At 70.7% G+C, this 21,021-nt stretch carries 19 protein-coding genes; 3 read left to right on the top strand and 16 right to left on the bottom strand.

All coding sequences use genetic code 11. The features are described from left to right. Positions 1 to 81: 81 nt before the first annotated feature. The 9 genes from AC507J_RS11570 to kdd form a co-directional block, all read right to left on the bottom strand. Positions 82 to 882 carry a polyprenol monophosphomannose synthase gene (locus AC507J_RS11570; protein WP_496289111.1) on the bottom strand — a complete coding sequence of 267 codons (801 nt, stop codon included), beginning with the start codon at positions 880 to 882 and terminating at the stop codon, positions 82 to 84. Positions 883 to 904: 22 nt separating this feature from the next. Further along, a complete protein-coding gene (gene lnt, locus AC507J_RS11565; protein WP_496289110.1) occupies positions 905 to 2,530 on the bottom strand; it encodes an apolipoprotein N-acyltransferase in 1,626 nt (541 codons plus the stop codon). 196 nt (positions 2,531 to 2,726) lie between these two features. Beyond that, a complete protein-coding gene (locus AC507J_RS11560) occupies positions 2,727 to 2,987 on the bottom strand; it encodes a hypothetical protein (protein ID WP_496289109.1) in 261 nt (86 codons plus the stop codon). Positions 2,988 to 3,419: 432 nt separating this feature from the next. Then, positions 3,420 to 4,751, bottom strand: a complete 1,332-nt coding sequence (locus tag AC507J_RS11555) for a glutamate mutase L (RefSeq protein WP_496289108.1) — start codon at positions 4,749 to 4,751, stop codon at positions 3,420 to 3,422. Then, the gene (gene kal / locus AC507J_RS11550; protein ID WP_496289107.1) at positions 4,748 to 5,140 is read right to left on the bottom strand and encodes a 3-aminobutyryl-CoA ammonia lyase; all 393 of its coding nucleotides are present in this window, start codon (positions 5,138 to 5,140) and stop codon (positions 4,748 to 4,750) included. Before kal ends, AC507J_RS11555 begins: the two co-directional genes overlap by 4 nt. Beyond that, positions 5,133 to 5,912, bottom strand: a complete 780-nt coding sequence (kamE, locus tag AC507J_RS11545; protein ID WP_496289106.1) for a lysine 5,6-aminomutase subunit beta — start codon at positions 5,910 to 5,912, stop codon at positions 5,133 to 5,135. Before kamE ends, kal begins: the two co-directional genes overlap by 8 nt. Further along, the gene (kamD, locus tag AC507J_RS11540) at positions 5,909 to 7,471 is read right to left on the bottom strand and encodes a lysine 5,6-aminomutase subunit alpha (protein ID WP_496289105.1); all 1,563 of its coding nucleotides are present in this window, start codon (positions 7,469 to 7,471) and stop codon (positions 5,909 to 5,911) included. Before kamD ends, kamE begins: the two co-directional genes overlap by 4 nt. Further along, positions 7,468 to 9,036, bottom strand: a complete 1,569-nt coding sequence (locus AC507J_RS11535; protein WP_496289104.1) for an amidohydrolase — start codon at positions 9,034 to 9,036, stop codon at positions 7,468 to 7,470. Before AC507J_RS11535 ends, kamD begins: the two co-directional genes overlap by 4 nt. A 4-nt stretch (positions 9,037 to 9,040) precedes the next feature. After that, on the bottom strand, positions 9,041 to 10,099 hold the full coding sequence (kdd, locus tag AC507J_RS11530) for an L-erythro-3,5-diaminohexanoate dehydrogenase (protein WP_496289103.1): 1,059 nt from the start codon (positions 10,097 to 10,099) through the stop codon (positions 9,041 to 9,043). Between the two features lie 141 nt (positions 10,100 to 10,240). On the opposite strand from kdd, the gene AC507J_RS11525 reads away from it, so the two are divergent. Next, the gene (locus AC507J_RS11525) at positions 10,241 to 11,644 is read left to right on the top strand and encodes a KamA family radical SAM protein (protein WP_496289102.1); all 1,404 of its coding nucleotides are present in this window, start codon (positions 10,241 to 10,243) and stop codon (positions 11,642 to 11,644) included. A 60-nt stretch (positions 11,645 to 11,704) separates the two neighbouring features. On the opposite strand, the gene AC507J_RS11520 is transcribed toward AC507J_RS11525, so the two are convergent. After that, a complete protein-coding gene (locus AC507J_RS11520) occupies positions 11,705 to 11,899 on the bottom strand; it encodes a CsbD family protein (protein ID WP_496289101.1) in 195 nt (64 codons plus the stop codon). 183 nt (positions 11,900 to 12,082) lie between these two features. Between AC507J_RS11520 and AC507J_RS11515 the strand changes: the two genes are divergently transcribed. Both AC507J_RS11515 and AC507J_RS11510 read left to right on the top strand, forming a co-directional pair. Next, entirely contained in the window at positions 12,083 to 12,691 is a 609-nt protein-coding gene (locus tag AC507J_RS11515; RefSeq protein ID WP_496289100.1) for a histidine phosphatase family protein, read from the top strand. Positions 12,692 to 12,916: 225 nt separating this feature from the next. After that, positions 12,917 to 13,630, top strand: coding sequence for a DUF8817 family protein (locus tag AC507J_RS11510; RefSeq protein WP_496289099.1), 714 nt, complete (start codon positions 12,917 to 12,919; stop codon positions 13,628 to 13,630). Positions 13,631 to 13,717: 87 nt separating this feature from the next. Here the strand turns inward: AC507J_RS11510 and AC507J_RS11505 are convergent, their stop codons facing one another. The 6 genes from AC507J_RS11505 to AC507J_RS11480 all read right to left on the bottom strand — a co-directional run bounded on the left by AC507J_RS11505 (position 13,718) and on the right by AC507J_RS11480 (position 20,947). Then, entirely contained in the window at positions 13,718 to 15,406 is a 1,689-nt protein-coding gene (locus tag AC507J_RS11505; protein WP_496289098.1) for a CDP-glycerol glycerophosphotransferase family protein, read from the bottom strand. Then, complete coding sequence (locus AC507J_RS11500) at positions 15,403 to 16,857, bottom strand: polysaccharide pyruvyl transferase family protein (RefSeq protein ID WP_496289097.1); 1,455 nt, start codon at positions 16,855 to 16,857, stop codon at positions 15,403 to 15,405. The genes AC507J_RS11505 and AC507J_RS11500 overlap by 4 nt, the downstream gene beginning before the upstream one ends. 318 nt (positions 16,858 to 17,175) lie before the next feature. Then, a complete protein-coding gene (locus AC507J_RS11495; RefSeq protein ID WP_496289096.1) occupies positions 17,176 to 17,670 on the bottom strand; it encodes an Lrp/AsnC family transcriptional regulator in 495 nt (164 codons plus the stop codon). A gap of 132 nt (positions 17,671 to 17,802) precedes the next feature. Continuing rightward, positions 17,803 to 18,945 carry an acyl-CoA dehydrogenase family protein gene (locus tag AC507J_RS11490; RefSeq protein WP_496289095.1) on the bottom strand — a complete coding sequence of 381 codons (1,143 nt, stop codon included), beginning with the start codon at positions 18,943 to 18,945 and terminating at the stop codon, positions 17,803 to 17,805. A gap of 134 nt (positions 18,946 to 19,079) precedes the next feature. Then, the gene (locus tag AC507J_RS11485) at positions 19,080 to 19,745 is read right to left on the bottom strand and encodes a DUF4037 domain-containing protein (protein ID WP_496289094.1); all 666 of its coding nucleotides are present in this window, start codon (positions 19,743 to 19,745) and stop codon (positions 19,080 to 19,082) included. A gap of 113 nt (positions 19,746 to 19,858) precedes the next feature. Next, positions 19,859 to 20,947: a hypothetical protein gene (locus AC507J_RS11480; protein ID WP_496289093.1), complete on the bottom strand. Its 1,089-nt coding sequence runs from the start codon at positions 20,945 to 20,947 to the stop codon at positions 19,859 to 19,861. Positions 20,948 to 21,021 lie beyond the last annotated feature (74 nt).

Below are 21,021 nucleotides of genomic sequence, written 5' to 3'. Positions count from 1 at the left end.
CCGCCACACGGCGTCTCGACGTCTGCGGCCCGCCCGGCAGGCGCGACCGTCTGCGTATATCCAGCATGACACGACCGCCGCTCAGGGCCACCGGGCCCGCCCGGTGGTGGCCTCCCGCCACCCGCGCCGCACCGCCGTACGACGGTCCCGCACCGCCCAGCCGGTGATCCGCCACAGCGCCTCTACCACGATCAGCGGGCTCATCTTGCTGGCCCCACGTTCCCGCTCGGCGAACGTGATCGGCACCTCCACGATCCGCGCCCCGGCCCGGTGCGCCAACCGGGACAGCTCCACCTGGAACGAGTAGCCCTGCGAACAGACCGACTCCAGGTCCAGCGCGTCCAGCACCGCCGACCGGTAGACCCGGTAGCCGCCGGTGGCGTCGGACACCGGAACACCCAGCGCCAACCGCGCATACAGGTTGCCGCAGCGCGACAACACCAGCCGCCGCAGCGGCCAGTTCACCACCCGGGCGCCCGGCGTCCACCGCGAGCCGATCACCACGTCGGCGTCGCGGGCGGCACGCAGCAGCGTAGGCAGGTCCTCCGGGGCGTGCGAACCGTCGGCGTCCATCTCCACCACCGCGTCGTAGTCGCGCTGCCGCGCCCACGCGAACCCCGCCAGGTACGCCGCACCCAGCCCCTGCTTGCCGTCGCGGTGCAGCACATGCACCTGCCCGTCGGCGCGGGCGATCTCCTCGGCGACCGCACCGGTGCCGTCGGGGCTGTTGTCGTCGGCGACGAGGATCTCCACCTGCGGCGCGGCCCGGCGCACCCGCCGCACGATCGCCGCCACGTTGTCGGCCTCGTTGTAGGTCGGGATGACCACCAGGACGCGCCCCACCCCGGGAACCGCCGTACGGATGTCGGTGCGCTGCGCCACCGCCGCCCCCTCTCCCGAGCGCCTAGCCGGGCCGGGCACCCGCCCGACGCCGCAGCACGGCCGCACCGGCCAGCGCGACCACGCACAACCCGGCCAGCAGCACCTCCGGCAACATCCCGACCCGGGTGGCAAGCGTGCGCCCCTCGGTCAATGGCAGCTGCCGTACCACCACCGCCCGGGTGTTGAACCCGGTGGCGTCGCTTACCCGCCCGTCGGGGGTGACGAACCCGGACACGCCGACCGTGGAGGCCATCAACGCCGACCGGCCGTGCTCCACCGCCCGCAGCCGCACCATGGCCAGCTGCTGGCGCGCCTCGGCGACGTCGAAGGTGGCGTTGTTGGTCTGCACCACAAGCAGCTGCGCCCCACCGACCACCGTGTCACGGACCAGCCCGTCGTAGGCGACCTCGAAGCAGATCACGTCGCCGAGCACCACCGCCGGGGTACGCAGCACCCCCGGCGTGCTGCCGGCCACGAAGTCCGCCCGCACCCGGTCGACCTGGTCGCTGACCAGCCGGGCGATGCGACGCAGCGGCACGTACTCGGCGAACGGCACCGGATGCCGCTTGATGTACAGCTGCTCCAGGTCGGGGCCGCTGCCCGGGTGCCACAGCAGCCCCGCGTTGCGTACCTCCCCCGGCCCCGGACCGGACAGCACCGCGCCGACCAGGATCGGTACGCCGACCGCGTCGGCGGCGGCCGAGATCCGGGCCCCGGCGGCCGGATTGCGCAGCGGGTCGATGTCGCTGGAGTTCTCCGGCCACACCACCAGATCGGGGCGGGGCCGGATACCGGCGGCGACCTCCTCGGCCAGCGTGATGGTGGCGTTGACGTGGTTGTCGAGCACGGCCTGCCGCTGGGCGTTGAAGTCCAGGCCGAGCCGCGGCACGTTGCCCTGCACGATTGCCACCGTCACGCTCCGGTCGGCGCGGGCGGTGGCCACCGGCACCAGCAGCCCGCCACCGAGCACCAGGACCGCCGCGGCGGCGGCACCGGCCGCCGGCACCCACCAGCGACCACCGGCAGCGGCACGGCGCGCCCTCAGCAGCCACCAGAGGGCGGCGAGCAGCAGCCCGCCGGTCAGCGCCACCGCGAACGTGACCAGCGGGGCGCCGCCCAGCGCGGCCAGCCGCAGCAGCGGCGAGCCGTCCTGGCCGAACGCCAACCGGCCCCACGGGAACCCGCCGAACGGGGTGCGGTCGCGCAGCGCCTCCTGCCCCACCCACAGCACCCCGGTCAGTGGCGGCCATGCCGCCGGGAACCGGTCGGCCAGCGGCGACACCCAGGCCGCGGCGGCACCCAGCAGCGCCAGGTAGCCGGCCTGAAGCAGCGACAGCAGCACCCACGGCAGGTAGCCGGTGTGCAGGTTCGTCCAGGCCAGCAACGGCGCGAACAGCGCCAGACCGGTCAGGAAGCCCAGACCGGCACCGGCCCGCAGCCGCCGCCGGTGGGTCGCCGCGGCCAGCAGCGCCACGCCCACCGGCGCCAACGGCCACCACCCGTACGGCGGGAACGCCACCAGCAGCGCCAACCCGGCGGCCACCGCCATGGCCACCGCCAGCGGCAGGCGCACCGGCTCGGCCTCGGCAGGTGGCGACGCGGTGGCGGGCCGGTCCACGGCCGTCCCGGACGAGTCAGGCGCGATCACGCGCCGAAGGCTACCCGGCCGGCCAGCGCGGCCGTCGCCGCCCTCGCCCGGCCAACCGGACAGGTTGCCGTGGGGCCGCACCGGCGCCGGGTCACCGGCGGCGGGCGAGCAGCACCGCGTCGTGGACGACGATGTCGCGCCCGTCCTGATCCACCGCCGCGCGGGGGCGGGCCTGCGCCGCCAGCACCTCGAACCGCTACGGGTCCAGCTCCGCGGCCACCTGCTCGGCGGTGAACATCATCTCCGGGTAGTGCAGGCGACGGGCGGTGGTCCGCAGGTCGCGCGGGTGGTGCCCGACGATCAGCAGCCGCCCACCGGGTGCCACCGCGTCGGCCAGCCGCGCGAACAGCTCCCGCCGGGGCTGCGGCGGCAGGTGCATGAACTGCGCCGACACCAGGTCGTAGCCGCCCGGCTCCGGTGCCCAGCGCAGGAGTGCCGCCACCACCACAGCGGACATGAAGTCGGGGCGCGGCTCACGCCGCGCCCCGATGCTCCCAGGCCCCTCCCGGCCGGTGCGGCGAGAATGAGCACGACGACCTTCGGACCGACCGGACGGCGGCTGGCTGCCCCCGTCAGGCCGTTGTCTACTGGCCACGCACCTCACCCTGCCGAACACCGGTAACCGCGGCCGGGTTCGCGCCGCCCCGCCGACCCCCGCCCGCTGGACCTGGCCGCCGCGACCGACATGCACCTGTCGCTCGGCCAGCGGACGAAGGGACGAAGCGAACAGCAGCCGCTTCCCGTGGTAGGACTCAAAGACGGTACGTGGCCCACCCCCGCCCTTGTCAACCCACCCCCGTCGAGTCGCCGCACCGCCTCGGCGTGTCGCACCACACCGCGACCATTCCGGCACGCCACGACCCGGTCCACCGGCCCCCGAGGCGACCACTCAACCGAGCAGCGGACGCAGCAGCGCCCGCGCCGCCACCGGATGCTCGACGGCGAGCAACCCCGCCGCCGCCAGCACATAGTCCACATCCACCACCGGCCGCGCCGCCCTCGGCACCGCCCACCCCCCGGCATGGTCGGCCAACACCGCGTCCAGCACCCCCGCCGCGTCGTTGTGCCGGGCGTGGCGCAACACCCCACCCGAACCCACCAACAACCGCACGTCCCGCAGATCCCGCCCGGCCCGCTCCCCGGTGCCCTCCCCACGGGCGTGCCGGCGCACCGCCACCGTCGCCGCCAACGCCGCGATCCGCGCGTCCACCGCCCGACCGGCGGCGTCCGCCGGCAGGAATCCGGGATCCGTGGCCCGGGCCACCGCCGCAGCCGCCAACCCATCCCGATCCTCGGCCGCCACCAGCCGTTCCTCCACCGCCGCGCGCACCACCCCCGGAGCGCTCCACCGCATCCCCAGATCCCCCTCGACGGTCCGCGCCCGCCACAACTCCCCGGCCACCTCCCGGCCCGGCCCACCGGCCCGCTCGTCCGGAACCAACACCGAATACACATCCGTGGTGGCCCCACCCACATCCACCACCACCAGGTCACCGCCGACCACGTCGGCGAGCACCTCCACCCCGGTCAACACCGCGTCCGGCGTGGCCGCCCGCACCAACCGCGCGAACCGGCCACCCCGCGACAGCCGCTTACCGCCGATGACGTGCCGCAGAAACACCTCCCGGATCGCCGAACGCGCCGACCCCGGCGCCAGCACCCCGATCCGCGGCAACACGTTGTCCGCCACCGTCACCGGCACCCCCGCCCCCGCCAGCACGGCATGCAACCCGGCACGGACATCGACGTTGCCGGCGAGCACCACCGGCACCCGCCACCGGGCCCGCGCCAACCGCGTCGCGTTGTGGGTCAACGTCTCGGCATCCCCACCGTCGGTGCCCCCCACCAGCAACACCACATCCGGACGCGCCGCCCGCAACGCCGTCAGCTCCGCCCGACCCAGCCGCCCCGCCGCCACGTGCACCACGTCCGCCCCCGCCGACAGGCCCACCCGCCGACCCGCCCGCGCGGTCACCAACGACTCATAGCCGACCACCGCCAGCCGCAGCCCACCCCCCGCCGACGAACACACGAACCACGGCACGTCCCGCACCATCAGCCCCGCCGTCGCCGCCGACACCGCGGCCTGCAACCCGTGCAACACATCCGTACCGACAGTGGTCGGCGCCGCCGCCGCCCCCACCAAACCACCACCGTCGAGGTCCACCACCGCGACCTTCGTGTACGTGGAACCGACGTCGGCGCAGACCGCGACGTTCACGACGACGCGGGAACGACCACCGTGCCGGTCGCCGTCACCGCCACGATCGGCTCAGCCAACACCTCCGCCGCCGACTCACCCCGCTCCGGCCGGCCCCGACACACCACCCGCGCCTCGAAGTCCAGCGTGCGGCTGCGACTACCCACCCGCGTCACCGTCGCCACCACCTCCAACACGTCCCCGGCCCGCACCGCCGCCCGGAACTGCACATCCGAGTACGAGGCGAACAACCCCTCGTCGCCATCGGTACGGATACACACCTCCGTGGCCACATCCCCGAACAACCCCAACGCGTACGCCCCGTCCACCAGACTCCCCGCGTAGTGCGCATGCGAATACGGCACATAGCGCCGGTGCGTCACCGTCAACCCGACCCGGGAATCAGCCATCACTTTTCGCCTTCTTGTCCGTCGCCAACGCCTGCTTTTCCATGATCAACGCATGGACCAGATACGACGCCACCTCACCCGGCGTGGTACCCCGACCAAAAATCCGATCCACCCCCAACTCGGCGGCCTGCGACTCGTCGAACCGCGGCCCACCCACCACAAGCAACGGCCGCCGCCCCACCGACATCGCCTCCCGGAACGCCGCCGACATCTCCCGCGTGTTGTGCAGATGCGCGTCCCGCTGCGTCACCACCTGCGACACCAACACCGCATCGGCCCGCTCCCGCCGCGCCACCTCCACCAACTCCGGCACACTCACCTGCGCACCCAGATTCGTGACCTTCAACTCCCGGTAATACTCCAGGCCCTTCTCCCCCGCCACCCCCTTGACGTTGAGAATCGCATCGATGCCCACCGTGTGCGCATCCGTACCGATACACGCACCCACCACCGACAACTTCCGCCGCAGCCGCCGCTTCACCACCGCATTGACCTCCTTGGCGGACAACAACGGAAAGTCCCGCTCCACCACCCGCACCGCCGACAGGTCCACCAGATGGTTCACCCGCCCGTACACCACGAAGAACGTGAACCCCTCACCCATCTGCTTCGCGTGCACCACCAACGCCGGATCGATCCCCATCCTGTTCGCCAACTGCACCGCCGCACCCTCGGCCCGCTTGTCATGCGGCACCGGCAACGTGAACGACACCTGCACCATCCCGTCACCGGTGGTGTCCCCGTACGGCCGCACAACCGCCTTCCCGCTCACGCCGCACCACCCTCCAGAATCTCGGTGACCGGGTTGTAGTAACCCGCCTCGTGCCGCGCCACCCCGTCCAGACCCTTCCCCCGATCCGCCGGCCGCTTCATGATCCCGAACGTGCCCTCGGCGATCGCCGACAACAACGACTGCTCCCCGATCCGCTCCAACAACTCCACCGCCTCACCGAGCACCCGATTGGCACGCTGCTGAATGAACCCACCCGGCGCCGGCACGAAATCCTCATGCAACCCACCCGCCGCACCCAACACGTACCGCACGTTCTGCAGGGCGATGTCCCGATCCGACAACCACGGCGTCACCACCGCCTCCGTCATCATCCCCACCAGCAGAATCCCCTGCCCCGTCATCGCCCCCACCAGATTGAAGAACCCATCCAGCAGGTTGCCCCGGAACACGTCACCGGTCATGTGCTTCGTCGGCGGCATCCACTTCAACGGCGCATCCGGAAACAACTCCCGCGCCAACAACGCATGCGCCAACTCCAACCGCAACGACTCCGGCACATCCGGATTGATCTCGAACGCGTGCCCCAACCCCAACTGCCAGTCCGCCAACCCCGCCTCATGCGCAAAATACTCGTTCAGCAGCTGCGACACCGTCACCGTATGCGCCTCGTCCACCGCATCCGCAGTGGTCAGATAGTTGTCCTCACCCGTGTTGATGATGATCCCGGCACGCGCATGCACCTGCCGCGAAAAACGCTGATCCACGAACGTCCGCACCGGATTGATGTCCCGGAACAAAATCCCGTACATCGAGTCGTTGAGCATCATGTCCAACCGCTCAAGACCCGCAAGCGTCGCCATCTCCGGCATGCACAACCCAGACGCATAATTCGTCAACCGCACATACCGCCCCAACTCCCGCGACGACTCATCCAACGCCGCCCGCATCAACCGGAAGTTCTCCTGCGTCGCGTACGTCCCGGCGAACCCCTCCCGCGTCGCCCCCTCCGGCACATAGTCCAACAACGACTGACCCGTCGACCGGATCACCGCAATCACATCCGCACCGGCCCGCGCCGCAGCCTGCGCCTGCGGAATGTCCTCGTAGATGTCCCCCGTCGCCACGATCAGATAAATCCACGGCCGCTGCGCCGGATCCCCGTACCGCCGCACCAGCCGCTCCCGCTCCACCCGCCGCCGGTCGATGCGCCGAACCCCCGCACCCACCGCCTTCCGCGCCGCCCGACGCGCCACCGACTCGGCCCGACCAGTCGGCAACCCGAACCGCACCGACCCCGCCGCCGCCTTCTGCGCCAGCAACGTCACATCCGCAACGCCCTCCCGAGCCAGGGCATCGAACACCGGCACCGCCACCCCATGCCCCAACCCCACATCCGCCACCACCGCATCCACCAGACGGTTCACCCACGGAATACCATCCGGATCCGCACCAGCCACCCCGGCCAGCCGCAACACCGCCCGCTCCACCGACACCGTGGTATGCCCACGCGCCAACTCCACCACCGGCCCCCCGGCCCGACGCGCCAACTCCCGCGCCCGCGCCACCAACGCCGGATCCAGATCAAGCTTCCCCATCACGCCATCCCCTGCTCATAGATCACCTCGCCACGCAGCACCGTCGCCCGGCACACCGGCAACGGCGTCGGATCAGCCACCCCCCGCAACTCCGGATCCGGCGACTGCAACACCGGCAACCCCCGCTCCACCCCCGCCGGCGTCGACCACACCGCGAACGTCGCCGGCGCCCCCAACGCCAACACCCCCGCACTGTCCCGCCGCACCGCCCGCCACCCACCCCGGGTATGCGCCGCGAACGCCGCCCGCACACTCATCCGCTGCACCGGATTGTGATGCGCCACCGCCGCCCGCACCGAACCCCACGGATCCAACGGCGTCACCGGCGAATCCGAACCGAACGCCAACGCCACCCCCACCGCATGCATCGCACCCATCGGATTCGACCCCAACGACCGCGCCAACCCCAACCGCGCCTCATACATCCGACCCGCGCCACCCCACAACCGGTCGAACGCCGGCTGCATCGACGCCACCACCCCGTACTCCACAAACCCGGCGATCAACCGCCGATCCATCAACTCCGCATGCTCCACCCGATGCCGCGCCGCCCGCACCGCCTCCGTACCCAACCGCTGCGCCGCACCCGCGAAACCCGCCAACACCGTCGAGATCGCCGCATCCCCGATCGCATGGAAACCACCCTGCAACCCGTGCGCCGCGCAATCCAACAAATGATCACGCACCTGCTCCGCGCTCAGATAACCGTCACCACACCCCGCACCATCAACGTACGGCTGCGAAAGATGCGCCGTCCGCGACCCCAGCGCACCATCGGCGAACAGATCACCACCGGCACCCACCGCACCCAACTCCCGCGCCCGCGCCGCACCACCCAACTCACCCCAGTAGCCGTACACCTCCGGCACACCCGCACCCGAAAGCGCCAACAACCCGATGAAATCCGCCTCGTCGGAGATCTCCGGCCCACCACACTCGTGCACCGCAGCGATCCCCAACGCCGCCGCCCGCGCCAACGCCACCCGCTGCGCCGCAACCCGCTGCGCCCGCGTCACCGACGTCCGGGCCGCCGCCCGCACCACATGATGCGCATCCCGCCGCAGCCACCCCGACCCGTCGAACCCCGGCGCCGCCACCGCCTCCGGACACGCCGCCAACAACGCCGACGACACCAACGCCGAATGAACCGACGCCTGCGACAGATACACCCGCCGCCCACCGGCCGCCCGATCCAACTCCGCCGCCCCCGGCGGCTGCGGCACCGCCCACGTCGACTCGTCCCAGCCGTGCCCCAACACCACCGCATCCCCCGGCAGACCCGCCGCGAACACCGCCACCGCGTCCAACAACTCACCCGCCGAGCGCACCCCGGACAGATCCAACCCCGACAACACCAGCCCGGTGTCACTCACATGCACGTGCGCGTCCACGAACGCCGGCGTCACCAACGCCCCGCCCAACTCCACCACCCGGTCCGCGACCGGAGCGTCCGCGTCCGCACCCAACCAGGCGATCCGCCCGTCCCGCACCAACAGCGCCGTCGCCGACGGCTCCGCCGGACAGAACAGCGCGCCACCGCGATACAACGTCGAGGGGTTCTTCGTCATGGCCTCAGTCTGCCGCCAGCCGAGCCTCGAACAGGCCACGCACCCCCGGCTCACCCCGCAACAGCCCCAACGCCAACTCCGCGTGCCCCGGCACGTACCCGTTGCCGACAAGCATCGTCACGTCCGCCGCCAGGCCCTCCGCACCCAACGCCGCCGCCGCGAAACTCGTCGCCATCGAGAAAAAGATCACCGTCCCGCCGTCCGCGGTCGCCAACACCGCCCCGTGCTCACAACCCGGCACGTCCACGCAGACCACCGTCACATCCGCCGGCACCCCCAACGCCGACGTCACAGCCGTCGACAGCGCCACCGGATCCCGCGCATCGGCCACCGCCACCACATCCGCCAGACCCGCCGCCACCAGCGCGTCACGCTCCGCGGCCACCGGCACCACCCCGACCGTACGACCCGCACCCGCCCGCCGTGCCGCAGCCAACGACAGCGAACCGCTCTTGCCCGCCCCACCGACCACCGCCACCGACACCGGCCCGCCGCCCCGCGCCGCCCGCTCGGCCACACACCGCGACACCACCCGGTCGGTCAACGCCGGCGCCCCACACACGTCCAGCACCGCCAGCGACAACAGCGGATCCAGATCCTCCGGCAGCACCGCCGCGATCGACCGCGCGAACAGAATCGCCCAGCCGTCGCACGGCACCTGCTCGCTACGCCCGTCCCAACGCGCCAACCCGTCGGTGATCACCAGCGGAGTCAGCGTCAACGACACAAGCGTCGCCACCCGCTCACCCGGCTTGAAGCCCAGCGGAGACCGCCGGCCGGCCTCCTCGACCGTGCCGATCAGCATGCCGCCCGACCCGGTCACCGGGTTCTGCATCTTTCCCCGCGCCGAGATGATCTCCAGCACCTCGGCGCGCACCGCGTCGCCGTCACCGGCGTGCTTCTCCCACAACTGGCGGAAACTCGCCGCGTCCAGGTTCAGCCGCTCGACCCGGATCCGCACCTCGTTCGGCGCGATCTCCGGCCGCGCGTCCAGCCGCCAGGCAGCCTGCGGCAGCACCCCCGCCGGTTCCACGACACGGTGCAGACCCACCGGTGATGTCACGCCGACCTCCCCTGTCCGGCCGCCCGAAGCTTCGATCAGAAGTCGCGTGGCGGGAAAACTTACGGCAGACTAATTTCTTCGCCGGAGATTTTCCAGTAGCCTTCGGTCCGCTGATCAACCAAACCAGCCAGAGGAGGGGCCGTGACCCAGACCCACCCGCCGGTGCAGAGCATCCCGGCACCCCAGCCGGCCCCCGCCCCCAGCACCGGCCAACCGTACGAATACCGCCGCAGCCCACTCGTCGAACCCGACTGGACCCGCTTCCCCGGCTGGCGCCACGTCACCCGCGACCAGTGGGAGAACGCCCAGTGGCAGCGCGTCAACTGCATCAAGAACATCAAACAGCTGCGCACCGTGCTCGGTGACACCGTCGACGAGACCTTCTACGCCGACCTCGAAGCCGACCAACGCGCCCTGGCGACCATGTCCATGCTGGTCCCGCCACAGATGATCAACACCATGGTGCCGACCAGCGTGCCGACCACCGAGGCGCTCCTCGCCGACCCCATCCGGCGCTACATGATCCCGGTCGCCTCCGACCGGCGCACCGACTGGCCGTCGCACCCGTACGCCAGCCGCGACTCACTTCACGAGCACGACATGTGGGTCGCCGAGGGCCTCACCCACCGCTACCCCACAAAGGTCCTCGCCGAACTGCTCTCCACCTGCCCCCAGTACTGCGGCCACTGCACCCGCATGGACCTGGTCGGCAACTCCACCCCCACCGTCGACAAGCTGAAGCTCACCCTCAAACCGGTCGACCGCTACGACGCCCACATCGCCTACCTCAAGGCCCACCCCGGCGTCCGCGACGTGGTCGTCTCCGGCGGCGACGTCGCAAACGTGCCCTGGCGCAACCTCGAGTCCTACCTGATGCGCCTGCTGGAGATCGAGACCATCCGCGACATCCGACTGGCCACCAAGGCATTCATGGGCCTGCCCCAGCACTGGCTCCAGCCCGACGTCGTCGAGGGCCTCGAACGGGTCGCCCGCACCGCCGCCCGACGCGGCGTCAACCTGGCGATCCACACCCACGTCAACCACGCACAGTCACTCACCCCGCTTGTCGCCCGCGCCACCCAGACCGCGCTCGACGTCGGCGTACGGGACGTCCGCAACCAGGGCGTGCTGATGCGCGGCGTCAACGCCACCAGCACCGACCTGCTCGACCTCTGCTTCGCGCTACAGGGCGAAGCCGGCATCCTGCCGTACTACTTCTACATGTGCGACATGATCCCGAACGCCGAACACTGGCGGGTCCCGGTCTGGTACGCCCAGCAGCTCCAGCACGACATCATGGGCTACCTGCCCGGCTACGCCACCCCGCGGATCGTCTGCGACGTGCCGTTCGTCGGCAAGCGCTGGGTGCACATGATCACCGAGTACGACCGGGAACGCGGCATCTCCTACTGGACGAAGAACTACCGCACCTCCATCGAGTCGGCCGACCTGGCGGCACTTAACAAGCGCTACGCCTACTACGACCCGATCGACACGCTGCCCGAGGCCGGGCAACGGTGGTGGCACGCCCACCGCGACGACTGACCCACCCGACCCACGGACAGGGGCCGCCGGATCATCCGGCGGCCCCTGTCGTCGCTGCGGTCACCTGGTGAAGGAATCCTTGGCGTTCCGGCCGGCGTCCTTGACGTTCTCCCCGGCCTGACGCGCGCGGGCCGCACTCTGCTCGCTGGCACCCTCGGCGCGCATGCGCTCGTTGTCCGTCATGTCGCCGATGCGCTCCTTGGCGGCACCGCTCATCTGCTCGACCTTGTTCTTCGCCTTGTCGGTGAAGCTCATGTCGCCTCCTCAACTTCTCCGGCAGTTCGTCCTGCCCTTCTGGTGTCCCCTTGTGGCCTGGGCGGAAACCCGTGTGCGGGCGCACATCGCGTAGCGCATCCTAGGATGCTAGGTGAGATCCGGTCGATCTCCGCGGGCAGGACGGGCTCACTCCGCTGGACGACCTGGTGGTTAACTGGGCGGATGGGGCAGATCACGCTGATTCGGCACGGCGAGACCACCTGGAGCGCCAGCCGCCGACACACGTCGTACACCGATCTCGAACTCACCCCCGACGGTGAACGGCAGGCCCACGCGCTCGGTGCCGCCCTCGCCGGCCGGCAGTTCGTCGCGGTGCTGACCAGCCCTCGCCTCCGGGCGCTGCGTACCGCGCAGCTGGCCGGGCTGACCGTCACCGGCACCGACGAGGACCTGGCCGAATGGAACTACGGCGAGTACGAGGGACGCACCACCGCCGAAATCCACGAGGAGCGGCCCGGGTGGAGCGTCTGGGCCGACGGCTGCCCCGGCGGCGAGTCCCCCACCGAGGTCGGCGAACGCCTCGACCGGATGCTCACCAAAGTGCATCCGCTACTCGACCGGGGTTCCGTGGCCCTGGTCGGGCACGCGCACTCGCTCCGCGTGCTGGCCGCCCGCTGGGTCGGCCTGCCGCCCTCGGCCGGCGGACTGCTCCGCCTGGACACCGCCACCCTCAGCCTGCTCGGCACCGAACACGGGCGACGGGTCGTCGTACGGTGGAACCAGCCCCCTCCCCCGGCCGCCGAGGCCGGCACCACGGCGACGCGCCACTGATCCACACCTCTGCGGCGCGTGCAGCGTGAACGACTCCGCCCGCGCGGCGGCGGCAGTGCGTGCCGAAAGGGCCGTCCGTAGTTCCCAGACCGAAGACAACGGTAAGCGATTGATCTAGGTATTCGACCAGAGCAGTTCGCGCGGCATCGGCCGTTCGGTCACCTGTGGCTGACGATCGGCCATTTCCATGTGCGTGTGCCCATTCACGACGGCTACGAAGTACGGGTGACCAACGAGATAACCGTTCCCCTGCTGCCCTGCCCGTCCATCGACGACATCGTCGCTTTTTACGAGGTGCTCGGTTTCCACACCACTTACAAGCAGCGCAAGCCCAACCCGGCCGCAGGGTTGCAACGTGAAGATCTACAGCTGCAGTTCTTCGAGATCGCGGGCTTCGATCCGGCGCAGTCCTACGGTTCGTGTATCGTGCTGACCCCGGACACGGGGCAGCTGTACCGGGCTTTCGCGGCGGGAATGCGCGCCGCGTACGGCAAGGTACTGGTCTCCGGGACGCCTCGGATGACCCGGCCCCGGGCACGGAAGAACGCCGACGGGCTGAGCGGCTTCAGCGTCATCGATCCAGGCGGCAACTGGATCCGCGTCTTCCAGAACGCCCCGGCCTCCCCCGCGCCGGCACCGACTGGGCGGTTGAGCAAGGCGATGGCGAACGCCGTCGTGCAGTCCGACTCCAGAGGGGACGCCCGGCAGGCGGCCCGGATCCTTGACAGTGCATTGGCCCGTCCCGAATCAGATGACGACCCGGTCGCGTTGGTGGAGGTGCTCGTCTACCGCGCTGAGGTGGCGATGGTCCTGAACGATCCGGCCACGGCGGCCGAGATGCTGGCCCGCGTCGACCGTGTCGCGCTGAGCACGGACGAAGCCACCCGGGCTGCTGCCGCGTATGAGGCCGCTACCGACCTTGCGGCAGCCCTTTCCTAGGCGCCGCATTCAGCCGAGACACGGTGCCTTCCGACGGCTCCGGCCCTGGCGTGGCACGCCAGGGCCGGAGCCGTACGTCCGGATGGTTCAGACGTAGCGACCGGCCTCGTCCAGGAAGTGCTGCGCGTACCCCTCCGAGGGAAGGTCCCCGAGGTAGTACTTCTTGAGGTCGTGCCGGGTGGAGGCGAGCGGATCGCTGCCGAGCAGATCGTCCAGGACCTGCTCGAGCCCCTTCACCTGGCCCCCGTGCGCGTCGATCACATAGGCCGCCCGCGCGAGCGGGAACGCGTCGGTGAACCGCTCCGCTGGCACCGAGACCGCGACCATGGCGAACGGCTTCTCCGAGTAGAGGTAGTCGGCCACCACGCTCGACACGTCCGAGACCAGCACGTCCGAGGCGTTGAAGCAGTCCATCACCGACATCTTCACCTCGGCCTGGGGCCCGAAGACGTGCGGTCGCCCGCTCGTCCGGCGGTCCTCGGCCAGCAGCGTCCGGATCCGCGCGCACTCGGCGGTCAACGCGGCCGACCGCTGGGAGTACGGGTGCGGCCGGAACACGACACTGCACCCACGCGCCAGCAGCGCCTTGATGATGTCGTAGCCGACGGGCAGCGACGAGTAGTTCGAGTCGGCGTAGAAACCCGACCACGTCGGCGCGTAGAGGACCCGAGGGCTGGTGATCGCGGCGATCGGTTCACTGGCGATGGCGACGTTCTCCACCTGCGGACGTCCCACGATGGTGAACATCTCCGCCGGCATGTGCACGCCGTTCGCCGCGAACCGGTCGATCGCCGCCTGGCCGGCGACGAAGTTCTTGTCGTACATCCGGAACACCGGGTTGTGACTCGGCACCTTGTCGCTGTCACCGTGGTTGAGCTGAATGTGCTTGAGCCCGGTGTAGCGGATGAGGTGGCAGTTCTTCGTCGCGGTGTTGACGTAGAAGGCGGCCTTCAACGACGGGACGACGACGTCGTCGAGCTCGGTCAGGCCGGCCCGGAACACCACCGGTGCGGTGGTCAGCCGCAGCACCTCGTTGAAATTGGCTTCGCTGCGCACCAGCACGAAGTACTTCTTGCCGAGACGCTCCAGATAGGGCAGCCACATCGCGACCTGGTAGCCGGTCGCGGCCGGCGCCTCCCAGTGCACGACGAATGCCGGCTCGTGCGCGGTAAGCGCGGCGGTCAACCGCGCCTCGCTGCGGTGCCGGGCCCGCACCCGGGTGACCGCCTGCCACCCGGTGAACCCGAGCAGGCCGAGCGCCGCCACCGACACCGCCAGCGCCACCACCCCGATCAGACCGGAGAACCCGCATACGAGTGCCGCGAGCACCGCGACGCTGTTGACCAGCACCGCCCGGCTCGTGTTGGGGCGCAGCGGCGGGCGCAGCGCGCTGCCCGGCAGGTTGGCCGAGACCGGGTAGACGGAGCGGGACACCTTCATCATCGGCGACTCGCCGAGAATCGCCACGGCGGCGATGCCGACGCCGACGGCCAGGAAGGGATCAAGATTGCCGTGCACCGCGCCGACCAGGTACCCGGTGGCGAGCAGCAGCAGCCGCGCGACCACGGTCTCCTCGCCGGTGATCCGGCCGGCGCGCAGCCCGTCCCGCCACTCCCAGGCCAGCAGTCCGACCGCGATCAGGGCGGGGGGAAGCGCCCAGAAGGGAGAGTTACCCACCGCCGCCAACAGCAACGCGACGACGGCCGCCACCTCGGCCGCCAGGACGGGCAGTCGACCGGTCAGCCATTCACCGACCCCGGAGCGCCCCGGCGTCACCGCCGAACCCCCACCGACGACGGGCCGATCCGCAGTGCCCGGCTCACCCGGCCCCGCCAGCTGGCCAGGAAGTTCTGCTGCACCTTCAGCTCCTGCTCCAATCGGGTCACCCGCTCCTCGAGCGACTGCTGTCCGCGCGGCTCGCGGAACGGTGGTTCGAATGCGTACGCGGACCGCTCCATATCGCCCTCGTGGCCCTGCCGCAGCCAGCGCAGACGGGACATCACCTGGCGACGCCCGACGACGTCGGAGGCCATCAGCGTGTGGACCGGCCCGGGGAACTTTGCGTCCGCCAGCGCCTTGTCGTACTCCGGGTTCGCCTTGCCCGGCTGGAAGACGTGCTCGATGTCGTTGTGTTCCAGGAACTTCACGTAGGACGCGAAGGTCTCGGCCTGCCGTGGCTGGAAGGCGTCGAAGTCGGCCTCCTCGTAGAGCCGCTGCGCGTCGACGTCCGGCGGCAGGTCAGCGTAGAGGCGGTAGGGGATGCCGTGGTACTCGGAGAGTTCGACGGTGCGGGAGTCGTGTGCCAGCACCACCGAGGGCGTACCGGCCAGCACGCCGGCGACGTTGCCGTGGATACGGGTACCGAAGGCGAAGTGCTGCTGGGCCATGAACTCGACCCAGGTCGACGCGTCGACGAAGAAGCGCATCCGGTCGTTCTCGTAGAGCGGGTGCTCGGTGTGCACCGGCATCCGCCGGTTGGTGAGCCGGGCCGGGTTCTCCCCCCACAGCATGAGCGCCAGCCGGTGATGCTGCTGGGGCACGATGACACTGTTGGGGTAGCGGTTGGTGTTCGCCTCGACCAGCCGGTCGACCCCCTTGACCTTCGGGGTGTAGGAGATGGCCAGCGGGCTGTCGTACGACAACCGGTCGACCTTGCGCACCAGCGGTCCCAGCGGACCGTTGCCGAACATCGACGGGCACCCGATCACGCGCACGTGCTCGTCGCCGAAGCCCAGATACTTCAACATGCGGGCGGTGTACTCGCCGCGCACCCCGATCGAGGCGGAGCGGTCCAGGACGGCCTTGGTGAACCGCTTGACCACCCGCTTGTACTCGTCGGGCAGCGTGTCGAAGTCGGTGCCGTAGGGCAGCTGGGCACCGATGCCGACCACGGTGACCGGAATCTTCAGCTTCTCGATGACCTTCGCGAGCCGCTCCAGATGCGGCAGGAAGGTGTCCCGGTAGGAGTTCGCCATCGGCAGAACGAACCGGTCGAACTCCTCATTCGTCCGCTGGATGTACCGACCGAGGTGGATCGGACGTTCGTGGACGTACGAGTTGGCAACCACCTCGGCGCCGGGCACGCTGATGACCCGGAACACCGCGCTGTAGAAGAGCATGTTGCCGGAGTTCGAGCCGAAGACGCCCAGCCTCGACGCGGCCAGGCTCTGCTCGTGCGACAGCACGGTCAGCGGGCTCTTGCCGGCGCGGATGAGGATGCGGGTCATGCGCGGACCCCGGGCACCGTACAGGTGAGCCGCAATCGTGTCGATCGGTACATCTCATCCTCCCCTTGCAGGCCGCGTGCGACGGCCTGGGCACTGCAGCAACAGGTGTCGACACCCGCTGTTGGCTCGGCGCCGACACCTCGTCCAGGTCGTGCTCACGCAGAATTCGGCTTGGATCCTAGCCCCGCCCGAGGCGGATCGACCGCACCGGGGGTGGCTCGGTTTTCGCCCTGCTAGGCGCGTTCGACCAGATCGCAGGGGTCCCGGGGGTGAGTGCTCGGTCACCATCAGTCGCCACCAACCGCAGGGTTGGGTCGGTCAACCCGCGGGTTCGGTCGAACCGCCGCGGCGCCGGTGGGTCAGGGTGTCCGGACCGACCTGCGGCGGACGGTGCTCGTACGGGGTGGAGAGCACCACCGTGGTCCGGGTGGTGACATTGGCGGAGGTGCGGATCTCCTGAAGCACCCGCTCCAGGTCCGCCGGACCGGCCACCCGGACCAAGAGCAGGTAGAAGTCGTCGCCCGCCACCGAGTAGCACGAGTCGATCTCCGGCAGGTGGGCCAGCCGTTCCGGCGCGTCGTCGGGCTGCGACGGGTCGAACGGGCGGATCGCCACGAACGCGGTAAGCGGCAGCTCGAGCGCCTCGAAGGAGACCCGCGCGGCGTAACCCTTGATCACCTGGCGCTGCTCCAGCCGGCGCACTCGCTGGTGCACCGCGGAGACGGACAGCCCGACCTTCTCCGCGAGGTCCGTGTACGACAGCCGGCCGTCAGTGGTCAGCGCGGCGACGATGGCGCGGTCGATCTCCTCCACGGCGTGCAAACTTACCGGGTACGAGCCGCCGGCGCGACGACCCGCCCGCCGAGCGTCACGTTCGGCGGGCGGACGACCGCGCTCGGTCAGCCCGTCACCAGGGTCTCGTTGGTTGCCCCGGACCTCGCTCGGTCAGCCCTTCGCCAGGGCGCGGGAGATCACCAGCCGCTGGATCTGGTTGGTGCCCTCGACGATCTGGAGCACCTTTGCCTCGCGCATGTACCGCTCCACCGGGTGGTCGGCCACGTAGCCCGCCCCGCCGAGCACCTGCACCGCGTCCGTGGTCACCCGCATCGCCATGTCGGTGGCGAAGAGCTTCGCCTTGGCCGCCTCGATCGAGTACGGCCGACCGGCGTCGCGCAGCCGCGCCGCGGCCAGCGTCAGCGCCCGGGCGGCGGAGATCTGGGTGGCCAGGTCGGCCAGGGTGAACCCGAGGCCCTGGAAGTCGATGATCGAGCGGCCGAACTGCTGGCGCTGCCGGGCGTACTCCACCGCGTAGTCCAGCGCCGCCTGGGCCAGGCCGACCGCGCAGGCGGCGATGCCGAGCCGGCCGGAGTCCAGGGCGGACATGGCAATGGTGAAGCCCTTGCCCTCGCCACCGATCAGCCGGTCCGCCGGAACCCGGGCGTCGTCGAAGGCGATCTGCGCCACCGGCGAGGAACGCAGGCCCATGGTCCGCTCGGCGGCCTGCGGGTGGATGCCGGGCGTGGCCCGGTCGGCGAGCAGGCAGGAGACGCCCCGCGCGCCCGGGCCGCCGGTGCGGCAGAAGATGTTGTAGAAGTCGGCCACCTGAGCGTGGGTGATCCAGGCCTTGGTGCCGGTCACCACGTACCCGTCCCCGTCGCGGACCGCCTTTGTGGTGAGCGCCGCGGCGTCCGAACCACCCTGCGGCTCGGAGAGGCAGTACGCGCCCAGCAGCTCGCCGCCGATCATGGCGGGCAGCAGCTTGCGCTGCTCCTCGGTGCCGAACGCGGCGACCGGGTAGCAGGAGAGGGTGTGCACGCTCACCGCCTCGGCGACGGCGAGCCAGCGGCTGGCCAGGATCTCCAGTACCTGGAGGTAGACCTCGTACGGCTGGGCGGCGCCGCCGTGCTCCTCGGGGTACGGCAGGCCGAGCAGACCGGCCCGGCCCAGGGTGCGCAGCACCTCCCGGGGGAACTCGCCGCGCTGCTCGTACTCGACGACCTTCGGGGCGAGTTCCCGGTCGGCGAGTTCCGTGGCCAACTCCAGCAGGTCGTGGGCCTCGTCGGTGGGCAGGATCCGATCGACAGTCACCTCCTCAGCTTAACGCTCGTTTGGGCCGGCGCGGCCAGCCGGTGCCCCTCTGTTCAGCGCGTCGGTCACCCGGCGGGCCCGTTCGGCGTGCGTGAGTACATCCACGCTGTGCACGAACTGGTCGACCGCCCCAGTCAGGGGACGCGCCCGCAGTTCAGCGTCGGTGATCGCCGGCTGCCCACCTCGTCGCCGACCTCGGCGCACCGGCCCGGCAGATGCTCGGCCTGCGCCACCCTGGTCCACCCGGCGGCCAACACGTACCGCCACACGTCATCGGGATACCACCGCAGGGCCGTACGGGCTCGGGTGAGCGCACCGTCGAGGCCGTCGTGGAAGACCGCGCCGCCGGTCAGCTCCGCCAGCCGCTGGGTCGGCACCGCCAGCCAGTCCGGCGTGGACACCCCCCGTGCGGGATCGAAGCCCAGCCGGCCACGCAGCCAGGCGCCCAGTTCGTGAACCGTCACCCCGTGCCGGGCGCCGTTCTCCCCCGCGACGCCGAACAGCACGTCCTCCGCCTCGGCGAAACGGGTCGGCAGGCCGAGGAACGTGGCCGGCAGCGCGGCCTCCACGGCAGCCAACACCTGCTCGGCCCGAGGCAGATCGGCCGGACCCACGAACAGCTGCACCCGGCAGCCCCAGTCGTGGTCGGTCGAGCGGGGCGTGTCCAGGCCGAGCAGCTCCGATCCGCCGTCGAGGCGCCCGGCGGCGTACCGCAGGCCGGCGAACTCCCGGCCGAGCACGGGCGCGACCACCTCGGCATGGAAGCGCCGGGACAACTCCAGCCCGGGCAGGAAGCTCACCAGGCCAGTCTGCTCGCCGCTCGCCGATCCAGCCAGGCGAATTCGATGCTCCTGCCCGCTCGCCGCAGCGTCGGCGGCGGCCGGAGGAGGCCCGCCGCCGACGCTGACCGGCGTCATACCCGGGAGGTGAAGGTGGCCAGGAAGCGGTGGGGGGTGATCACGCCGGCGTTGTCGAAGCAGATCACGTCGACCTCGACATCAGTGGTGTACGACCAGGGTTGGGTGAGATGGCAGTAGTTGCTGCCAGGGCCCTGCGCCACGACCTGGGCATGCGTCTCCCTGACGCCGATCTGCGGAAAAGTCGCCAGGAATCGGCCGGTGGGGGCCAGCGGCACCACCGTGTTGGCACCGACACCGACCATCGAGTTGTCGTTGGTCGGCCCGCCGACGGCGGTGCCCACGTATCCGATGTACGTCGGCGGGCTGAAGGAGCCGATCACCGACCGCCGGCGGTGGTACGAGAGGACGAAGTCGGTGTTGGTGAACGCGCCGGCCTGGTCGTAGCAGAAGACCTCCACCTGCACGTAGGTGCTGAGCGGGCCCCAGGAGTTGACCTTGCATCGGCGGGGAGCGGCGTTCGGTTGCACGGCGGTGACCTGCACGTTGCCGGCGAGCAAATCGGGTAGCCCCACCCCGGGCAGCCGCACCGCGTACTGTCCGACGCCGAACGCCCCGACCGCGTTCACCATGCCCGTGGAGTTGTACGACTGCGTCATCGCGCCGCCAGCCCACTGCACGTACGCGTGGGAGTTGCCGGCCGGCAGCACGCCCGAGCTGGTCGTCCAGAGGACGGTGAACGGGGTGTCCTCGCGCGTGCCGCCGGGCCTGTGGCACTGCACGTCGACGATCTGGTCGGCGCCGGACTGGCCCCAGCGAACCACCTCGCAGTAGTGCCCGCTCCGGTTCACCGGGGTCACGTGCGGCACGCCCCGCGAGCCGGCGCCTACCTGCGGGAAGCGGACCTGGAATCGGCCAGGTGCGAGCTTGATGCCGTCGGCCCAGGTGGCCGGGAATGCCGTCTTCCAGCTTCCCCACTGCCGGGTGGTGTCAAGCACGGTCCAGACCGGCACGGTGGGGTCCTTGACGTAGGCGAACCCCCAGCGGTCAGCGGTGGCCGCTGCGGCAGGTGCCGCTGGCATGAGTGCGCCGGCTGCGGCCAGGACGGCAGCCAGCGCTGCGCTGACGAACGATCGGAGACGCATGTGTTCCTCCATTCGACCGGAAGATGACACACAGGAGTGTGCGAGCTGTAATGGCTTGGTTACAAAGAAAATCG

The organism is Micromonospora sp. PRAS1 (assembly GCF_059553435.1).
This window is presented reverse-complemented; position numbering and strand designations above follow the sequence as displayed.

What these genes read in the sequence shown, in the direction of transcription:
- AC507J_RS11560 (WP_496289109.1), bottom strand. Translation starts at nt 2,987, where the DNA reads ATGTCCGCTGTGGTGGTGGCGGCACTCCTGCGCTGGGCACCGGAGCCG.
- kal (WP_496289107.1), bottom strand. Translation starts at nt 5,140, where the DNA reads ATGGCTGATTCCCGGGTCGGGTTGACGGTGACGCACCGGCGCTATGTG.
- AC507J_RS11520 (WP_496289101.1), bottom strand. Translation starts at nt 11,899, where the DNA reads ATGAGCTTCACCGACAAGGCGAAGAACAAGGTCGAGCAGATGAGCGGT.
- AC507J_RS11515 (WP_496289100.1), top strand. Translation starts at nt 12,083, where the DNA reads ATGGGGCAGATCACGCTGATTCGGCACGGCGAGACCACCTGGAGCGCC.
- AC507J_RS11535 (WP_496289104.1), bottom strand. Translation starts at nt 9,036, where the DNA reads ATGACGAAGAACCCCTCGACGTTGTATCGCGGTGGCGCGCTGTTCTGT.
- AC507J_RS11500 (WP_496289097.1), bottom strand. Translation starts at nt 16,857, where the DNA reads ATGACCCGCATCCTCATCCGCGCCGGCAAGAGCCCGCTGACCGTGCTG.
- AC507J_RS11480 (WP_496289093.1), bottom strand. Translation starts at nt 20,947, where the DNA reads ATGCGTCTCCGATCGTTCGTCAGCGCAGCGCTGGCTGCCGTCCTGGCC.